Source organism: Bartonella sp. B12(2025) (genome assembly GCF_053795135.1).
In genome coordinates, this window is sequence record NZ_CP200031.1 from 614,502 (window position 1) to 628,267 (window position 13,766).

The 13,766-nt window shown below is 41.8% G+C and carries 19 protein-coding genes; 13 read left to right on the forward strand and 6 right to left on the reverse strand.

Annotated features, from left to right (window positions below):
• Positions 1 to 11: 11 nt before the first annotated feature.
• Entirely contained in the window at positions 12 to 1,088 is a 1,077-nt protein-coding gene (locus V3564_RS02680; protein ID WP_455481284.1) for a major capsid protein, read from the forward strand.
• Positions 1,088 to 1,465, forward strand: a complete 378-nt coding sequence (locus V3564_RS02685) for a head-tail joining protein (RefSeq protein WP_455481440.1) — start codon at positions 1,088 to 1,090, stop codon at positions 1,463 to 1,465. The genes V3564_RS02680 and V3564_RS02685 overlap by 1 nt, the downstream gene beginning before the upstream one ends.
• Here the strand turns inward: V3564_RS02685 and V3564_RS02690 are convergent.
• Both V3564_RS02690 and V3564_RS02695 read right to left on the reverse strand, forming a co-directional pair.
• The gene (locus V3564_RS02690) at positions 1,462 to 1,743 is read right to left on the reverse strand and encodes a type II toxin-antitoxin system YafQ family toxin (protein WP_455481441.1); all 282 of its coding nucleotides are present in this window, start codon (positions 1,741 to 1,743) and stop codon (positions 1,462 to 1,464) included. The two genes, V3564_RS02685 and V3564_RS02690, sit on opposite strands and share 4 nt — an antisense overlap.
• Positions 1,730 to 1,993, reverse strand: a complete 264-nt coding sequence (locus V3564_RS02695; RefSeq protein WP_455481285.1) for a type II toxin-antitoxin system RelB/DinJ family antitoxin — start codon at positions 1,991 to 1,993, stop codon at positions 1,730 to 1,732. Before V3564_RS02695 ends, V3564_RS02690 begins: the two co-directional genes overlap by 14 nt.
• 68 nt (positions 1,994 to 2,061) lie before the next feature.
• On the opposite strand from V3564_RS02695, the gene V3564_RS02700 reads away from it, so the two are divergent.
• Both V3564_RS02700 and V3564_RS02705 read left to right on the forward strand, forming a co-directional pair.
• The gene (locus tag V3564_RS02700) at positions 2,062 to 2,373 is read left to right on the forward strand and encodes a hypothetical protein (protein WP_455481286.1); all 312 of its coding nucleotides are present in this window, start codon (positions 2,062 to 2,064) and stop codon (positions 2,371 to 2,373) included.
• Between the two features lie 2 nt (positions 2,374 to 2,375).
• Entirely contained in the window at positions 2,376 to 2,885 is a 510-nt protein-coding gene (locus tag V3564_RS02705; RefSeq protein ID WP_455481287.1) for an antA/AntB antirepressor family protein, read from the forward strand.
• A 66-nt stretch (positions 2,886 to 2,951) separates the two neighbouring features.
• Here V3564_RS02705 and V3564_RS02710 read toward each other — a convergent pair whose 3' ends face one another.
• Together V3564_RS02710 and V3564_RS02715 are read right to left on the reverse strand one after the other, a co-directional pair.
• Positions 2,952 to 3,155 carry a hypothetical protein gene (locus tag V3564_RS02710; RefSeq protein WP_455481288.1) on the reverse strand — a complete coding sequence of 68 codons (204 nt, stop codon included), beginning with the start codon at positions 3,153 to 3,155 and terminating at the stop codon, positions 2,952 to 2,954.
• Between the two features lie 26 nt (positions 3,156 to 3,181).
• Positions 3,182 to 3,334 (reverse strand): CopG family antitoxin, encoded by a 153-nt coding sequence (locus V3564_RS02715; RefSeq protein WP_455475709.1) that lies wholly within the window; start codon positions 3,332 to 3,334, stop codon positions 3,182 to 3,184.
• A gap of 92 nt (positions 3,335 to 3,426) precedes the next feature.
• Here V3564_RS02715 and V3564_RS02720 point away from each other — a divergent pair, with 92 nt between their 5' ends.
• From V3564_RS02720 to V3564_RS02750, 7 genes are read left to right on the forward strand one after another with little or no spacing between them, the layout of a single operon-like run.
• Positions 3,427 to 3,957 (forward strand): hypothetical protein, encoded by a 531-nt coding sequence (locus tag V3564_RS02720; protein ID WP_455481289.1) that lies wholly within the window; start codon positions 3,427 to 3,429, stop codon positions 3,955 to 3,957.
• Positions 3,950 to 4,591 (forward strand): phage baseplate assembly protein V, encoded by a 642-nt coding sequence (locus tag V3564_RS02725; protein WP_455481290.1) that lies wholly within the window; start codon positions 3,950 to 3,952, stop codon positions 4,589 to 4,591. The genes V3564_RS02720 and V3564_RS02725 overlap by 8 nt, the downstream gene beginning before the upstream one ends.
• The gene (locus tag V3564_RS02730) at positions 4,588 to 4,929 is read left to right on the forward strand and encodes a GPW/gp25 family protein (protein ID WP_455481291.1); all 342 of its coding nucleotides are present in this window, start codon (positions 4,588 to 4,590) and stop codon (positions 4,927 to 4,929) included. The genes V3564_RS02725 and V3564_RS02730 overlap by 4 nt, the downstream gene beginning before the upstream one ends.
• A complete protein-coding gene (locus tag V3564_RS02735; RefSeq protein ID WP_455481292.1) occupies positions 4,926 to 5,750 on the forward strand; it encodes a baseplate J/gp47 family protein in 825 nt (274 codons plus the stop codon). The genes V3564_RS02730 and V3564_RS02735 overlap by 4 nt, the downstream gene beginning before the upstream one ends.
• Positions 5,750 to 6,856: a phage tail protein gene (locus V3564_RS02740; RefSeq protein WP_455481293.1), complete on the forward strand. Its 1,107-nt coding sequence runs from the start codon at positions 5,750 to 5,752 to the stop codon at positions 6,854 to 6,856. Before V3564_RS02735 ends, V3564_RS02740 begins: the two co-directional genes overlap by 1 nt.
• 1 nt (position 6,857) lies before the next feature.
• Positions 6,858 to 9,998: a DUF4815 domain-containing protein gene (locus V3564_RS02745; RefSeq protein WP_455481294.1), complete on the forward strand. Its 3,141-nt coding sequence runs from the start codon at positions 6,858 to 6,860 to the stop codon at positions 9,996 to 9,998.
• Between the two features lie 12 nt (positions 9,999 to 10,010).
• Complete coding sequence (locus V3564_RS02750; RefSeq protein WP_455481295.1) at positions 10,011 to 11,027, forward strand: Bgr_08870 family protein; 1,017 nt, start codon at positions 10,011 to 10,013, stop codon at positions 11,025 to 11,027.
• On the opposite strand, the gene V3564_RS02755 is transcribed toward V3564_RS02750, so the two are convergent.
• On the reverse strand, positions 11,022 to 11,393 hold the full coding sequence (locus V3564_RS02755) for a helix-turn-helix domain-containing protein (RefSeq protein ID WP_455475512.1): 372 nt from the start codon (positions 11,391 to 11,393) through the stop codon (positions 11,022 to 11,024). The genes V3564_RS02750 and V3564_RS02755 overlap by 6 nt on opposite strands.
• Before the next feature lie 2 nt (positions 11,394 to 11,395).
• A complete protein-coding gene (locus V3564_RS02760) occupies positions 11,396 to 11,704 on the reverse strand; it encodes a type II toxin-antitoxin system HigB family toxin (protein WP_455481296.1) in 309 nt (102 codons plus the stop codon).
• 163 nt (positions 11,705 to 11,867) lie between these two features.
• On the opposite strand from V3564_RS02760, the gene V3564_RS02765 reads away from it, so the two are divergent.
• Both V3564_RS02765 and V3564_RS02770 read left to right on the forward strand, forming a co-directional pair.
• A complete protein-coding gene (locus V3564_RS02765) occupies positions 11,868 to 13,259 on the forward strand; it encodes a phage tail sheath C-terminal domain-containing protein (RefSeq protein WP_455481297.1) in 1,392 nt (463 codons plus the stop codon).
• A complete protein-coding gene (locus V3564_RS02770; protein ID WP_455481298.1) occupies positions 13,259 to 13,765 on the forward strand; it encodes a phage major tail tube protein in 507 nt (168 codons plus the stop codon). The genes V3564_RS02765 and V3564_RS02770 overlap by 1 nt, the downstream gene beginning before the upstream one ends.
• The last annotated feature ends 1 nt before the right edge of the window (position 13,766 follow it).

Sequence of the window (13,766 nt, forward strand, 5' to 3'; positions counted from 1 at the left end):
AGAATGCGGACATGGACATGAATTTTTTTAAACACGATGCTTTCTCAACCACGACAATGATGAAAGCGATTGAAAATTACGAATTCCAGCCAAGCCTTATCAGCTCTCTTAATCTTTTTGAGGATGTTGAGACAAGCACGACGGTTGTTGGCATAGAGAGACGTGATAATACTTTATCGCTGATTCAAACGAGTGAACGTGGAGCCCCTTTAATTGAAGCGGATAGAGATGGGCGTAATCTTCGTTTTTTCAAAACAACCCGTATTGCCAAAAGTGATACGATAAAGTCAGAAGAAATCCAAAATCGTCGAGAATTTGGAACAGAGGACCAGCTTGAGGTAGCGATGAAATATATCGCTCGCAAACAAAAAAAGCTGATTTCTGAAATTGAATTGACATGGGAGAATATGCAGCTTGGCGCTATTCAAGGCGTTGTCCTTGACGCCGATGGATCAGTGATTGTCGATTGGTATAAGGAATGGGAAATCAAACCACCAGAGCCCATCGATTTTAAATTAAACACGGAAGAGACAGATATTGCTGATATTGTCGATCAAGTGATTATGAAGATGATTGAGGCATCAAAGGGTGCGTTTACGGATCGTTCACGGATTATAGGGCTTTGTGGAAATGAATTCTTTTCCAAATTAAAGAACCACAAAACAATTCGTGAAACCTATTTAAATACAGCTTTAGCACAGACATTGAATAGTGCAGGGGGAGTTGCAACACCAAGTGCTATTGGCTCGGGTAGCTTTGGCAGCTTTGATTTTGCTGGGGTGACGTTTATTAATTACCGAAGCATTCATAACTATAGCGTTAGTGCTAAAGCTGGGACAAAACGTGCAATAGGGATTAAACCTGATGAGTGTCAATTCTTTCCTGTTGATGCACCCGGTGTGTTCCAGAAAACATTTGCTCCAGGAGAATCTTTAGATTTTGCTAATACAGTTGGAAAGCCTCTTTATACCCTTCTTATAGCAGATCATGAGCGCAACGCATGGGTGAAACCTGAAGTGTATAGCTATCCGCTTTATATTTGCACACGTCCTGAAATGCTCTTTAAAGGCGTTATAGGAGCGAAATGATGTTATGGCACGGGCTGCTCAAGAAAATGGTGAAAGATGTGCGCAACACCTTTGGGCAGCCTGTTGTCTACACACGAAAAGAAACAGGGCAGTCCTTTGATATTACAGCAATTTACGGCATTAAACATTCAGAATCGGAAGCAGGTGGTAGAATCCCCACGACAATCCCAAGAAAAGAACTGGATGTTTGTATTAATGACATCGGAGGGGTACCACCAAGCCTTAAGGATGGTGTTGTGATTACGTCTCTTGAAAACAGCAAAGATACCTCTTCTCAAGAGCATTTCATTGTAACAGATGTACAAGCTTCAGAATCTGGCATGTATAAGCTGATTTTGCGGGAGGCATCTTCGTCTGAAGGCAGAAAAGGAGATTAAAGATCAAGCTCTGAATGAGATCCAAGACGTACTAAAATGAGTCTATCTTGGTCAATTAGGCGATAAATTAAGACTAAATCAGATCGAATATGGCAATCTCGGTAATTATTCCAATTCCCAGTTAGTGCGTGGTCACGAAGGCGAGACTCTAAAGGTTGGTCATTCGCTAGCGCTTCGATAATTTTACGCAAATCAGTATCTAGAAGATGACGGTACCGTCCTTTCATTTGACGCTTGAAATCACGTTTAAAAACAGTGGTACGCTCAATCGTCCGCATATAAATCATCAAACAATTCGTCTACGGAATTAAACTTTTGCAGATTGCCTGTATCCAGTTCAGAAAAAGCCGCTACTGTTTCTGCATTAGGTTGAAACAACACTGGTGGAATAGCTTTATCTTGTGCGATGCGTGTCATTAATACCCTAATCACATCGCTAACGGACAAACCAGATGCTTGAATAACTTCATTAGCGACGTTTTGGATATTTTCTGGAACGCGCGCTTGAACCATACGACTAGCGACCATAACAATTTTTCCTTAATTGATCGTATTGCAGTGAAACACAATGTAATACAATTATGGTGGAGTTTCAAGTGCAGCATTATTCTAAATTTAAAATGATTTTATCACTTGACAAAGTTATAACAATGTATCTATTTTTGATTCAGGTGCCTCAAAAACGCCTTAAAATACCAAGCGGATGGATTGCCGAAACGATCTTTCCCTGTACATTAAAAGCTTTGACTCATTGTGTGATAGAAGCGTATAACGATTTTGTCGGGTGTGGTTATGCCATACAATACCCTTTATGGGAAAAGCATAACGACGGACTTGGTACCGTGTTTTTGAGCACCCGACATCCTTTACTGGATGTCAATCAAAAACATTTATTACCAAGGAGTTAATTATGAACGGTCTAATAAAAATATCAGAACAAATAGTTGATAAGGAAATTGTTCAAACAGTGAATGCGCGTGAATTGCACACGTTTTTAGAAGTAGGTCGCGATTTTACAACATGGATTAAAAATCGCATCAAAATATATAAATTTGTTTGCAAAAAAGACTACATTTTAACGTTCCCCAAAACGGGGGAGCGTCAAAATGTAAGCATGACAGAATATCACCTCACTTTAGACATGGCAAAAGAGTTGTCTATGGTAGAGCGTAACGAGAAAGGCAGACAAGCCCGTCGTTATTTTATTGAGTGCGAGAAGAAACTAAGAAGCCAATCTGTTGATTATGAATTATTTCCTTATGAGTGTCTAAAACAACCTTCCGGCATTGGAAAAGTCTTAGGGGTGATGATGAGGCGTTTGTTGGATGCAAATGACCTTGAAGAAGAACTTGAACACTATAAAACATTGATCGATGAAGCAAAACGCGTTTTAGAAAACCCACTTAAGAAAGTGGCTTAAAAATATAAAATATCCTCCCTACTTTTAAGTGGGGAGGTTCATTAATGCAGGGGGAGATAAATATACCTATTGTGATAAAGGAATAGGGGCATCTTCTCCATTACATTGCATGTCTTTAACAATTTCTGAAACGAGGTTCATAATGCCTTTTAAAGCATTTTCTTCTTGAGCATCTAACCATGAAAGAGACGGAAATTCAGCACATAAACCAATATATTCTTCATCTTCTTGTGACCACAAAACACGATACGTATAATGGTTATTGTTCATGCTTAGCTCTTTTCATAGAGATAGAATTAATTTGGATGATCTTTTTTAGATAAAAGCTCAAAACGAACAGGTTTAAAGCCAGTTAAATCATAATCAGTAAGATCAGCAGTATCAACAAAGTTTTCTGCTTCTGCATCCGTTTTAAAAACAGGCATTTGTTTTAATTTTGAGGTCTTCATAAAGGCTGATTTCCTTGTACTGCATGTTAACGGCTGCTCATAAAACATATCTACAAAATATAATAAAATCAACTTATTAAACAGGAGCATTGATGCCCCCGAGAGAGACGATAAGAGCAAGCTTTGTTGCCTTGATAAAAGCAGCAAAAACGGTTGCTTGTGAGAATGTTTTCAATATGCGGGATTTTAATTTTTCTGTTGAGAGTATGCCAGCCATTAACGTTTCTACGCAAAATGAGACACTAGAAGAGGGACATGACCATGGATTACGGCGGCGTGTTTTAACCGTTGATGTTGAATGTTACGCAACGCAGGAAGATAGTGCACGCTGTGTAGATCAGTTGGCATGGGAAGTTGAAAGCATCTTTTATAGCAATCCCAATTTAAACAATACAGTTGAGAGCTGCCAATTGCAGAATATTGCTTTTGCCTTTGGTGATAATGGTGCTGTAGCGCTTCATGGTGCCATTTTAACTTTCGAAGTCACTTACGTAACGAATATTCCTGATGCAGATGAAGGAAGTATAGAAGCAAAGTCTGTTGAGCCTTTAGTAGGTTTTGATCCCGAAACGGGGAGAAAAAACGAAGATAAATATCAAAAGATTGAGGGGTTTCATGCTTGAGAGACGCGATAAAGAAATCACGGATTTAAAAAGGCGTGTAGCGAATATGGTCGTTGTAGGAAAGATTAGCCATGCGGATCATAAAAACGCCCGTTATCGAGTAAGAAGTGGCACTATGGTCAGTGACTGGATTCCAGACACACAAGCGCGTGCTGGTAAAACCTGTTCTTATGAGGGGCGTGATGTTGGCGAGCAAGTTGTTGTTGTGTCGTCATCGGGAGATTTATCGCAAGGGGTGATTGTTGGTTCCATTCATACCGATGAGACCCAAGCAGTTGATAAAGGGAGTCTTCACAAAACCATCTATCCTGACGGGACAACCATTGAATATGATGATGAACAAAACAGCTATGCCCTTTCTATTAAGTCAGGAGGCAAGTTCATTCTCACGATTTCTGATGGCGTTTCCATGAAAGGAGAGGGTGGCATGTTAGAGCTTACAGCCCCTGATGGCATCAAAATTGCTTCAGAAAGTGATGTGAGCTTAAGTGCAGAGGGCAATCTTTCTCTAAAAGCTGGCGGTCATGTTTCAATAAATGGCAGCTCTTTGACCCATAACGGTAGCAATGTAGGAGCATCTCACATTCATGGTGGTGTTGCTTCTGGCGGCTCTATGACAGGAGTTCCCATTTGACCACAGGAATGGATCGGAAAACAGGCAAGCCCTTATCCGGCATCGATCATTTGCGTCAATCGATCCTTGATATTTTGTCCACACGGATTGGCACGCGTGTGATGCGGCGGGATTATGGTTCACGGGTTCCTGAACTGATTGATGCCCCCGTTAATGATGCTTTTGCGGTTGCGCTTTATGGGGCGATTGCGGAAGCATTGGATCAATGGGAACCGCGTTTCAAATTGAAGGAAATTGACTTGAAATTGGTTGAGGCTGGAAAAGTTTCCTTGTCATTTGCAGGAATTTATTTGCCATCAGGGAAACCCATTACCATGGAAGGGTTGCTGATAAAATGAGTCAAACATTTGCTAAACCAGAAATCATTTCAGAACTTTCTTTTGAGGAAATCCGTGCAGAGAGCCTTGCCCATTTAAAAGAGCTTTTGCCCGAGTATACGTTTCTTGAAAGTGATCCAGCTTTAAAAGTCATTGAGGCTTTCAGTTATCGCGAACTGCTTTTAAGACAACGCATTAATGAAGCAGCACGCAACAACATTCTTGATTTTGCAACGGGCACTTCTCTTGATGCTTTGGGAGATTGGCACGGTGTTCAACGAATGGAAGATGAAAGTGATGATAAATACCGTGAACGCATTAGGCTTCATGTCCGCAGCGGTAAAGGTAGTGGGACAGAGCCTTATTACAAATTCGTGGCTCTGTCAGCAGATAGTCGCGTTAAGGATGCCATTGTTTACCGTACAGGGAAAGACCCAACCATTCATGTTGCCATTTTCAGCAACAATGAAGAAACAGCCAGTCAAGAGCTTATCAAGAAAGTCTCAGAAGCGCTTCACAAAAAGAATGTGATTATGACCAATGATACGATTGTTGTTCATGCTGCTGTGGCAAAAACTGTAGACTTGGAAGCAGACATTTGGCTGTTACAAGAAACAGCACTGACAATTTTAGCACAAATGGAAGCAAATTTAAGAGCGGCATGGAGGCAAGAACAAACTCTTGGCCGCGAATTGAGTTTATCATGGTGGGTTTCAAAATTGATGATTCCTGGTGTGCAGAAAATCATTGCTCTTGAGCCAACAAAGGATATTGCTGTTTCAGATAAAGAGGTTTTGTCGCTTGGCAAAATCACATTAAATTTTAAAGGCCGTGCACGCTAATGGTTGGATATTTACTCCCGACCAATGCAACAGAATTTGAAAAAAGCCTTGCGGATGCTTGCGATTTTCACAAAGATGTTGATGATATTATTTCGGGGATTTCACGCTCAAAGCTTCTTATCCGTCCACCGAGCTTTTTGCCGTGGCTAATTGAAGAATATGGTCTTGGTGAGTTAACACCCTATGTTCCAAATCTTTATGACTTGCTTGATACAGGTTCCAAATGGCAGCAGGTACGCGGGTCGTTAGCAGCTATTGATATGGGGTTAGAATGGTTGAAGCTCTCTGCGCATTTTACGGCAGCATGGGTAGGACGTGTCTGGTGGAATTCCTTCCAGCTTGATTTTGATCGTTTACCTGAACAAAGCAGTCTCGAAGCAATTGTGGCGATCACAAACCTTTCTAAAAGTTTACGCTCTGATTTTCGACGCGCTACCTATGGGTATAGCGCTGGGATTGTTGAAGGCAATATGTCGAGCCTCGATAATGCTTTGCTTGAACGCGAAAGTGGCGTGCGCATGACCGCAAGCAAGACATTGTTTTCTTTTGGAAGAGACGTAGACATCAATCATACTCTCCGTAAGGCAGAAGGTGAGCTCATTGGCAATTGGATTGATGAGACTGAAGAAGAATTAAGCTGGGATGGAGTTGATTATCCATGGGAGGCGGCAAATTTTCCTTGGTGCTCGGTTAAACGGCATGAGCGGAGTATCTTTTTGGCTTGGTGGTTTAGAGATCGAACTCTTTATTTTGTCTTGAGGGATGCGAATGATGCTGTCATTGGCATTCGCAGATGTAACATTGTCCAGCCTGTGGAACAGGCACTAGACGGGGTTTATAGCTATTCAGGTGAGAGATTTACGCCCTCAATAACCGGCACAATGGTCTTGCTGTCCGCTCGTACGGATTTTCATGATGTTGATGGTAGGCAAGCAGCTTCTGTTTCTGTTCTGGTGCATGCCACGCCTGCAAAAGATGTGCCTTTGGGAAAGTTTTGGCTAAAATCTGATGCTCTCATTGGGGGCGTTGAGATCATGCAAACACCCGTAAACATTTCTTTGCGCGCTGATGTCCGCACACAATTTAAAATTTTGCTGAGGTTTTAATATGGAACATGAAAGTGGTTTGCCATTCGCGATTGATAGATCTGTTGGCAAAGAAGAACAACAAAGTGTTGTGTTTTATGGAGAGCGCTCCTTTCTTCAAAGTGGCGAGTTGAACGAGATGCAAACCATCATCAGAGGGCGTCATGACCGTTTAGGACGATTGGTGGCAAAAGAAGGTGATCGCATTGAACGTGCTGATGCTTTTGTGAACAAAGACAGCCAAACTGTCACGTTAACGGATGGCAAGATTTTTCTTGCGGGCGATATTTTCCCAGTTTCAGAAGCTGTTTTGGAGAATGTTGCCATGGTTGGTCGCATTGAAATTGGTGTAAAACTGCAAAAAAAGTGGATTACGCATGAGGATGATCCACAGTTGTTGGGTCAAGTTGCGGGAACATTGGCAGAAGGTGAACCAGGGGCAGCACGCGAAACAGTAAAGCTTGTCTGGGCACTCAAAGATGATTCCCAAGAAGGGGCTTTTTTCCCTGTTTATGTGCTGCAAGATGGCATTTTGATCGATCAAAAATCGCCATCACTGCTTGAGCCTGCTATGCAAGCCATTGCAACGTACGATCGCGCTCATGGACACTATATTGTCAGCGGTTGCCGCGTAACAGCTTTGGGCAAAGAGGGAGAAAATCAAGTTTTCAGTATTCAAGAAGGGGAAGCCAATATTAATGGTTTTAAACGTAAGCGCCTTGCGGCTTTGAGACACGAGGAATTGGAAGATTTTTCCGAAGGAGTTGTTCCAAGTGAAACGCATATTTTTTCCCCAACGGGAGGGGGAAACAGTTTCACCTTTAAACCCTATTACTTTCCTGTTGCAGCCATTCATTCTCTTTTGCTGACAAAAGAAAAAACCGTGAATGTAACGCGTGGTGCAGTGGCTTCAGGACGCGATGGCATGCCTGATAAAAGTATCACGTCTTTTGTTAAAGTCAGCCAAGGGAACAAGGAATTTAAAGAAGGCACTGATTTTAAAAAAACCGGTGACACGATCGATTGGGGGCTGGCTGGTAGTGAGCCACTTTCCGGCAGTACTTATACGGTCATCTATCGCACCCGCGCGCAAGTGAATGCTGATAAAGTCACCGCGCAAGAAATCACTGTCTCAGATGGTGCAAAAGGCGGTGATATTATTGTCAGTTATACTTATAAATTACCACGGATTGATCGTTTAGGACTGAATGCGCAAGGCACAGTGGTTTATATCAAAGGTGTTTCAGCTGATGATCCCATGGCACCGAGTGTGCCTGATGATGTGTTGTCTTTAGCGACGATCAGCAATAATTGGATGGATTTGCCCGTTGTCAAAAATGACGGCACCCGGGTTGCCCCCTATGATGAGATGTGGCGTTATTTCCAGCGTGTTTTATCCCTTGACCGTCTTATGCAGTTAGAGCGGATTAAAAGCAATGTTGATGCAAAAGAGCCTGTTGCAAAAAAAGGAATGTTTGTCGATCCTTTCCTTGATGACTCTTACAGAGATGAGGGGTTTTCGCAAACAGGCGCCATTGGGGATGGCATTTTGCAGCTTGCCATTGAGCCAACATTTTATACTGCTCCTTTACACTCTCCTGTCACCCTTGATTGGGACAATGAAGTCATCATTGCACAAGAATTGAGGACGGCTTGCGAAAAAATCAATCCTTATCAAAATTTTGCACCACTTCCCGGCACGCTCACCCTGAACCCTGCTACAGATTTTTGGCACGAACAGCGCACCGATTGGCTTTCAAGCGTGACCAATCAACTGTTTATGGGAATTTCCAAAAAACGTAAAAAAACGACGGAAGTCAGCAATGAACTGGTCAACGCTCATCAGGAGCAAATAGATTTCTTAAGGCAAATTGACCTTGGCTTTAAAATTGAAGGTTTTGGCAAAGGGGAAATCTTGGAAAGCTTGACCTTTGATGGCGTCAATGTCTTGCCAAAGAGTCGTCTCATTGCTGATGCCAAGGGTGTCCTTGAAGGAACATTGAAGATTCCTGAAAACATTACTGCAGGAACAAAAAACGTTGTGGCGAGGGGTAAAGGAGGGACAACCGCAACGGGTCTTTTTACAGGGCAAGGTGTGATTGATGTACAGGTCATGCGGCGTACAACAACGGTGCGTGTTTGGACGAAGTTTGATCCGCAAGCGCAAGTCTTTATTCCTGATGAAACACGTCAAATAACCGGTGTTGATTTTTACCTTTGTAAAATTGGTGATCCCGCTCATGATTTGGTGATTGATTTGGTGACAACAGAAAACGGCTATCCTACAGCTGATATTCAAGCGCAAGCATTTTATTCCATGAAGGAGGCAAAGACGGGTTGGGCTGAGGCGCGCTATGATATCCCGTTGACAGTGTCTAATGACCGCTTAACAGCTTTTGTCATTAAGACAGATGACGGTAATCACTCTATTGCTTTAGCCAAACTTGGAGATTTTGACGAGGAAAAGCAAAGATATGTCTCAAGTCACCCTTATGTGACGGGTCCGCGTTTTTCTTCTGTTAATGCGCAAAGCTGGACAGCTCATCAAGATGAGGCCTTAACCTTTCGTGTGCTTGCAGCACGTTATAGACAAACAAAAAAAATTGTCGATTTAGGAGAGTTTGATCTTGTTGATTGTTCAGATTTACAAGTTCGTGCAGCAATAGAATTGCCTTCCAGCGATTGTTCTGTTGTGTTTGAAATTGAAAGAAACAATGGCACAGTCTACCAGCTTTTACCGTTTCAGTTACTCAGTTTAACAGAATATATCAGCGAAAAAGTTCAACTTCGTGCTGTTCTCAAGGGCACAGAAAAACTCTCGCCTGTGTTATTTGCTCCAGTTCAATTGATTTCCGGAAAAATTAACAAGCAAGCAACCTATGTTACCCGCGCTTTTTCTTTTGGTGAAAGATCAAAGCTCACCAGTTATATCAAAACCTTTTTGCCGGGTGGTTCATCCTTCAGCATGGATATTCAATTCGATGATGGAGCTTTTATTCCGCTGAAATTGGAGGAGACAGAACAACTCGCTGAACCGCTTTGGGTGGAGCGAAAGTTTATTAGTGATAACAAAACAGCCAAACAAGCACGGTTGAAATTGACACTTACGGGTAGCCCCGCAGCGCGATCAGTGGTGAGTGATTTTGGTGCAGGCATATTGTGATTGGAGAAAAAGATGGCAAAAACAGACAAGTTGAATATGGAGTTACCCAAAGAAGGTCGTTTTATAAGTTCTGAATTTCCAATTTTGCGTGAAAATCTCACAAAAATTGACCAAGCCATTGCGGATATTGAGACACGAGCGAAAGAAAAAGCACCTTCACAACATGTACATACGATAAGCGATGTCACAGGTCTTGAAACGGCTCTTAAGGCCAAGATGCCTGCGGAGAAAAGTTTTTCACTCTCTGAGTTAGCAGATGTAGAGGGTGCACAAGATGCGGCCAACAATTATGTTCTCTATAAATCAAGTAACAATAATTTTACTTTTGGTAGTGCTAAATCGCTCTTAGGTGCACACCAACATAAAGTAGAGGATATTGTCGGGCTTGAGACTTCTTATGGACGTTTAGCAAGCGCTAATGAATGGAAAGAAGCGAATAATTTTAAAGGTAAAGTCACTATTAATGGCAAAGCTATTTATACAAAAAATGAAGCTTCTGCAGCACTTCAAGAAATATATCAAGCAATGAAGGAAATGTTCCCCCCTGGATTCATTGCGGCATTTGCTATGCAAGAAGTGCCAAGCGGTTGGCTTTTGTGTGATGGTGCGACCTATGAACGTGAAGATTATCCGCAATTATTTAAGGCGATAGGCGATAAATGGGGGAAACGCAGTGATACAACCTTTAAAGTTCCTGATTTTAGAGGAATATTTTTACGTGGCTTTGATGATGGTCGTGGTGTAGACCCAAATAGACAATTTGCTTATATACAGCAAGGTAGCATAGAATCACATACGCATTTTGGCTTCATTGAAGAGGCAGGTGAGCATACACATCAGTTTCAGTATAATGGAGTTGGGATGAACGCTAATGACATTGGTCACAGGAATCCTTATTATAGGCGTGAAACCATATCGGATACGACAAAACCTGCTGGTGCCCATACGCATGGGATTACTATTTCTGCAACGGGTGAGGCAGAAACGCGGCCTGTGAATGCAACAGTTGTTTATGCTATAAAATCATGAGGTCTTCGGGTAATGGATCAGGCTTTCCAGCGGGATATGAAACTGTTGGTGCAAGTTTCTAATCATGCGAAGTGATAATTTTCTTTTTCCATTCAAAATCTCGTAAACACGATTTAAGTGACCGATTGCAGGAACGAGGTCTTTAGCGGTTAAATTCATTTGTTCCATTCTAAATTTGATGGCTTCAATCGGATGAGGAGGATAAATAGGATAATGTTCAGCTTCATAAGCTTCAATTAATAAAGCAAGAACCTCCATTTTATCAAATTCTGGGGTATTAATTTGGGGCTGATTGTCAAACATTGCAGAGATAATCTCCAATGCTTCTTGATAATCTTTTTCAGTACGAATGGGTTTTATATCCATTTTTAAAACTCCTTTAATTCTACAGTATTGGCGTCAATTGCATCATATTGTTTGTGTGTTCCTATGAATTTTATATAAAGCCAACCTGCTGAGTAAAAGATCGAGACAATTAGGCGATAGTCATTGCCTTTAATATTAAAAACAACGCGATTATTCTTTAATATGCTTGCACTTTTATATTTCTCTTTAATGTGATGAGGAGAACGCCATTGTGCATTTTTCGCTTCATCGACCCATGCTTTTAACGATTGTTCAGTATCAGGATATTTTTTCCAAAAAGTTTGAAGTGTAGAGACTTTAATAATTTTCATAAACAGATCCTGATTTTTTTATTACATTAGTACCATTTTGGTACTAAGTCAAGATTTCTATCAACAGCATAAAAACCAAGGATATGCAGCTTTTAAAAGCAGTTATCCAATTACTATTTTTCCCATTCATTAACATCAGCCAATCACTTAAAGGAGCATAGAAATGGCAGAAGGCTTTTTACATGGCGTTGAAGTTATCGAGTCCGATGACGGTATACGCTCACTTCGTACTGCTCAATCAGCAGTTATCGGGATTGTGGGGACTGCACCCGATGCGGATGCACAAGCATTTCCACTTAATACGCCAGTCTTGGTGTCAGGATCACTCTCACAAGCAGCTAAACTTGATAAAACAGGTAAGCGACGCGGGACTTTGCCCAATGCTCTTGATCTGATTTTCAAGCAAGTGGGAGCTCTTGTTGTTGTCGTACGGGTAGAAGAAGGCGATGATGAAAACGCCACACTCACTAATGTTCTTGGTGGTGTTAATGCAAATGGTTCTTATGAAGGTGTCCATGCTTTAATTGGAGCACAATCTATTCTTGGACAAACGCCACGTATTTTGATTGCTCCAGGCTTTACGCATCAATGTCATATAATCCTTAGCAAGATTATCGTCACAAACCCCGGGAGCGGTTATAGTTCTGCGTGGGTTAAAGTTGAAGGTGGAGCGAAGGTAACACCTACCATTTCGAAAGGAACAATTTCGTCTATTATCATTAAAGAGAATAATGTTGATTATCAAACTGCACCAAGTGTTACGATTGAAGGAAGTGGCACTGGCGCTACAGCTGAAGCAGAAATTAAAGCAACAACTAATCCTGTAGCGGCAGAACTCCTTGGTATTGCGGAGCGGCTCCGTGCCATTGTGGTGATTGACGCACCAAACACAACGGATGAAGCAGCTCTTATCGTGGCAAAGGGTTTTGATTCAAAGCGCGCTCTTCTCATTGATCCCTTTATAAATGTGCATCGTGATGGAAAAATCTCAGAAGAACCTGCAAGCGCGGTGTTTGCTGGTGTTCTTGCTCAAACAGATTTTACGCACGGGTTTTGGCATTCTCCTTCCAACAAAGTCATTAATGGGATTGTTGGCGTAACACGTCCGATTGATTTTTCTATTGGTGACAGATCCAGTCGCGCTAACTTTCTTAATGAACAAAACATTACAACAATTATCCGCGAAAATGGCTATCGCCTGTGGGGCAATCGCACGCTTTCAAGCGATACAAAATTTGCTTTTTTATCGGTTGTGAGAACTGCGGATATGATTAATGATGCCATTTTGCGCGGGCATATGTGGGCAGTTGATAGGAATATCAAAAAAACTTACATGAGTGATGTCAGCGAAAGCGTTAATGCCTATTTGCGAGATTTAAAAGCACAAGGGGCAATTCTTGGTGGGCGCTGCACTCCCGATCCAGAGCTTAATACCGCAAGTGCTATTGAAGACGGTAAAGTTTATTTCAATGTTGAATTCACACCGTCCACACCAGCAGAACATATCACTTTCCGTTCACGAATTGTCAATGATTACTTAGAGGAGATTGCTTGATGGCTGTACCAACTTTACCAAGGATTTTGAAATATTTTAACATTTATGTGGATGGCATTCCCTATCAGGCAAAGTGTGAAAGCGTGACTTTGCCGAACTTAAACCTCGTTGTTGAAAGTTACCGTGGTGGCGGCATGGATGTGCCCATTGAGTTGGATATGGGACTTGAAGTTTTAACACTGACCATGACCATTTCTGATTGTTCTCCAGAACTTATGGCGCAATTGGGAAGGTCTGATGTTGACATCTCCTTGCGAAGTTCGATGCAAGCGCAAGGCACACCAGCAGAAGGGGTGGCCATCACCATGCGAGGGCTTTGCAAAGGCTTTGAAATGGCCGAATGGCAGCCAGGAAATAAGGCTACGTCCACAGCCACATTCACATTGCATTATTTCAAATATGTTCAGAAGGACGTTGAGGTTGTCGAGATAGACGCAATCAACATGGTTAGAAAATTCAATGGTGTAGATCAATTAGAAAAACACAGAGAGCTTTTAGGATTATAAA

What these genes read in the sequence shown, in the direction of transcription:
- V3564_RS02680 (WP_455481284.1), top strand. Translation starts at nt 12, where the DNA reads ATGGACATGAATTTTTTTAAACACGATGCTTTCTCAACCACGACAATG.
- V3564_RS02685 (WP_455481440.1), top strand. Translation starts at nt 1,088, where the DNA reads ATGTTATGGCACGGGCTGCTCAAGAAAATGGTGAAAGATGTGCGCAAC.
- V3564_RS02690 (WP_455481441.1), bottom strand. Translation starts at nt 1,743, where the DNA reads ATGCGGACGATTGAGCGTACCACTGTTTTTAAACGTGATTTCAAGCGT.
- V3564_RS02695 (WP_455481285.1), bottom strand. Translation starts at nt 1,993, where the DNA reads ATGGTCGCTAGTCGTATGGTTCAAGCGCGCGTTCCAGAAAATATCCAA.
- V3564_RS02705 (WP_455481287.1), top strand. Translation starts at nt 2,376, where the DNA reads ATGAACGGTCTAATAAAAATATCAGAACAAATAGTTGATAAGGAAATT.
- V3564_RS02710 (WP_455481288.1), bottom strand. Translation starts at nt 3,155, where the DNA reads ATGAACAATAACCATTATACGTATCGTGTTTTGTGGTCACAAGAAGAT.
- V3564_RS02715 (WP_455475709.1), bottom strand. Translation starts at nt 3,334, where the DNA reads ATGAAGACCTCAAAATTAAAACAAATGCCTGTTTTTAAAACGGATGCA.
- V3564_RS02720 (WP_455481289.1), top strand. Translation starts at nt 3,427, where the DNA reads ATGCCCCCGAGAGAGACGATAAGAGCAAGCTTTGTTGCCTTGATAAAA.
- V3564_RS02725 (WP_455481290.1), top strand. Translation starts at nt 3,950, where the DNA reads ATGCTTGAGAGACGCGATAAAGAAATCACGGATTTAAAAAGGCGTGTA.
- V3564_RS02735 (WP_455481292.1), top strand. Translation starts at nt 4,926, where the DNA reads ATGAGTCAAACATTTGCTAAACCAGAAATCATTTCAGAACTTTCTTTT.
- V3564_RS02740 (WP_455481293.1), top strand. Translation starts at nt 5,750, where the DNA reads ATGGTTGGATATTTACTCCCGACCAATGCAACAGAATTTGAAAAAAGC.
- V3564_RS02745 (WP_455481294.1), top strand. Translation starts at nt 6,858, where the DNA reads ATGGAACATGAAAGTGGTTTGCCATTCGCGATTGATAGATCTGTTGGC.
- V3564_RS02750 (WP_455481295.1), top strand. Translation starts at nt 10,011, where the DNA reads ATGGCAAAAACAGACAAGTTGAATATGGAGTTACCCAAAGAAGGTCGT.
- V3564_RS02755 (WP_455475512.1), bottom strand. Translation starts at nt 11,393, where the DNA reads ATGGATATAAAACCCATTCGTACTGAAAAAGATTATCAAGAAGCATTG.
- V3564_RS02760 (WP_455481296.1), bottom strand. Translation starts at nt 11,704, where the DNA reads ATGAAAATTATTAAAGTCTCTACACTTCAAACTTTTTGGAAAAAATAT.
- V3564_RS02765 (WP_455481297.1), top strand. Translation starts at nt 11,868, where the DNA reads ATGGCAGAAGGCTTTTTACATGGCGTTGAAGTTATCGAGTCCGATGAC.
- V3564_RS02770 (WP_455481298.1), top strand. Translation starts at nt 13,259, where the DNA reads ATGGCTGTACCAACTTTACCAAGGATTTTGAAATATTTTAACATTTAT.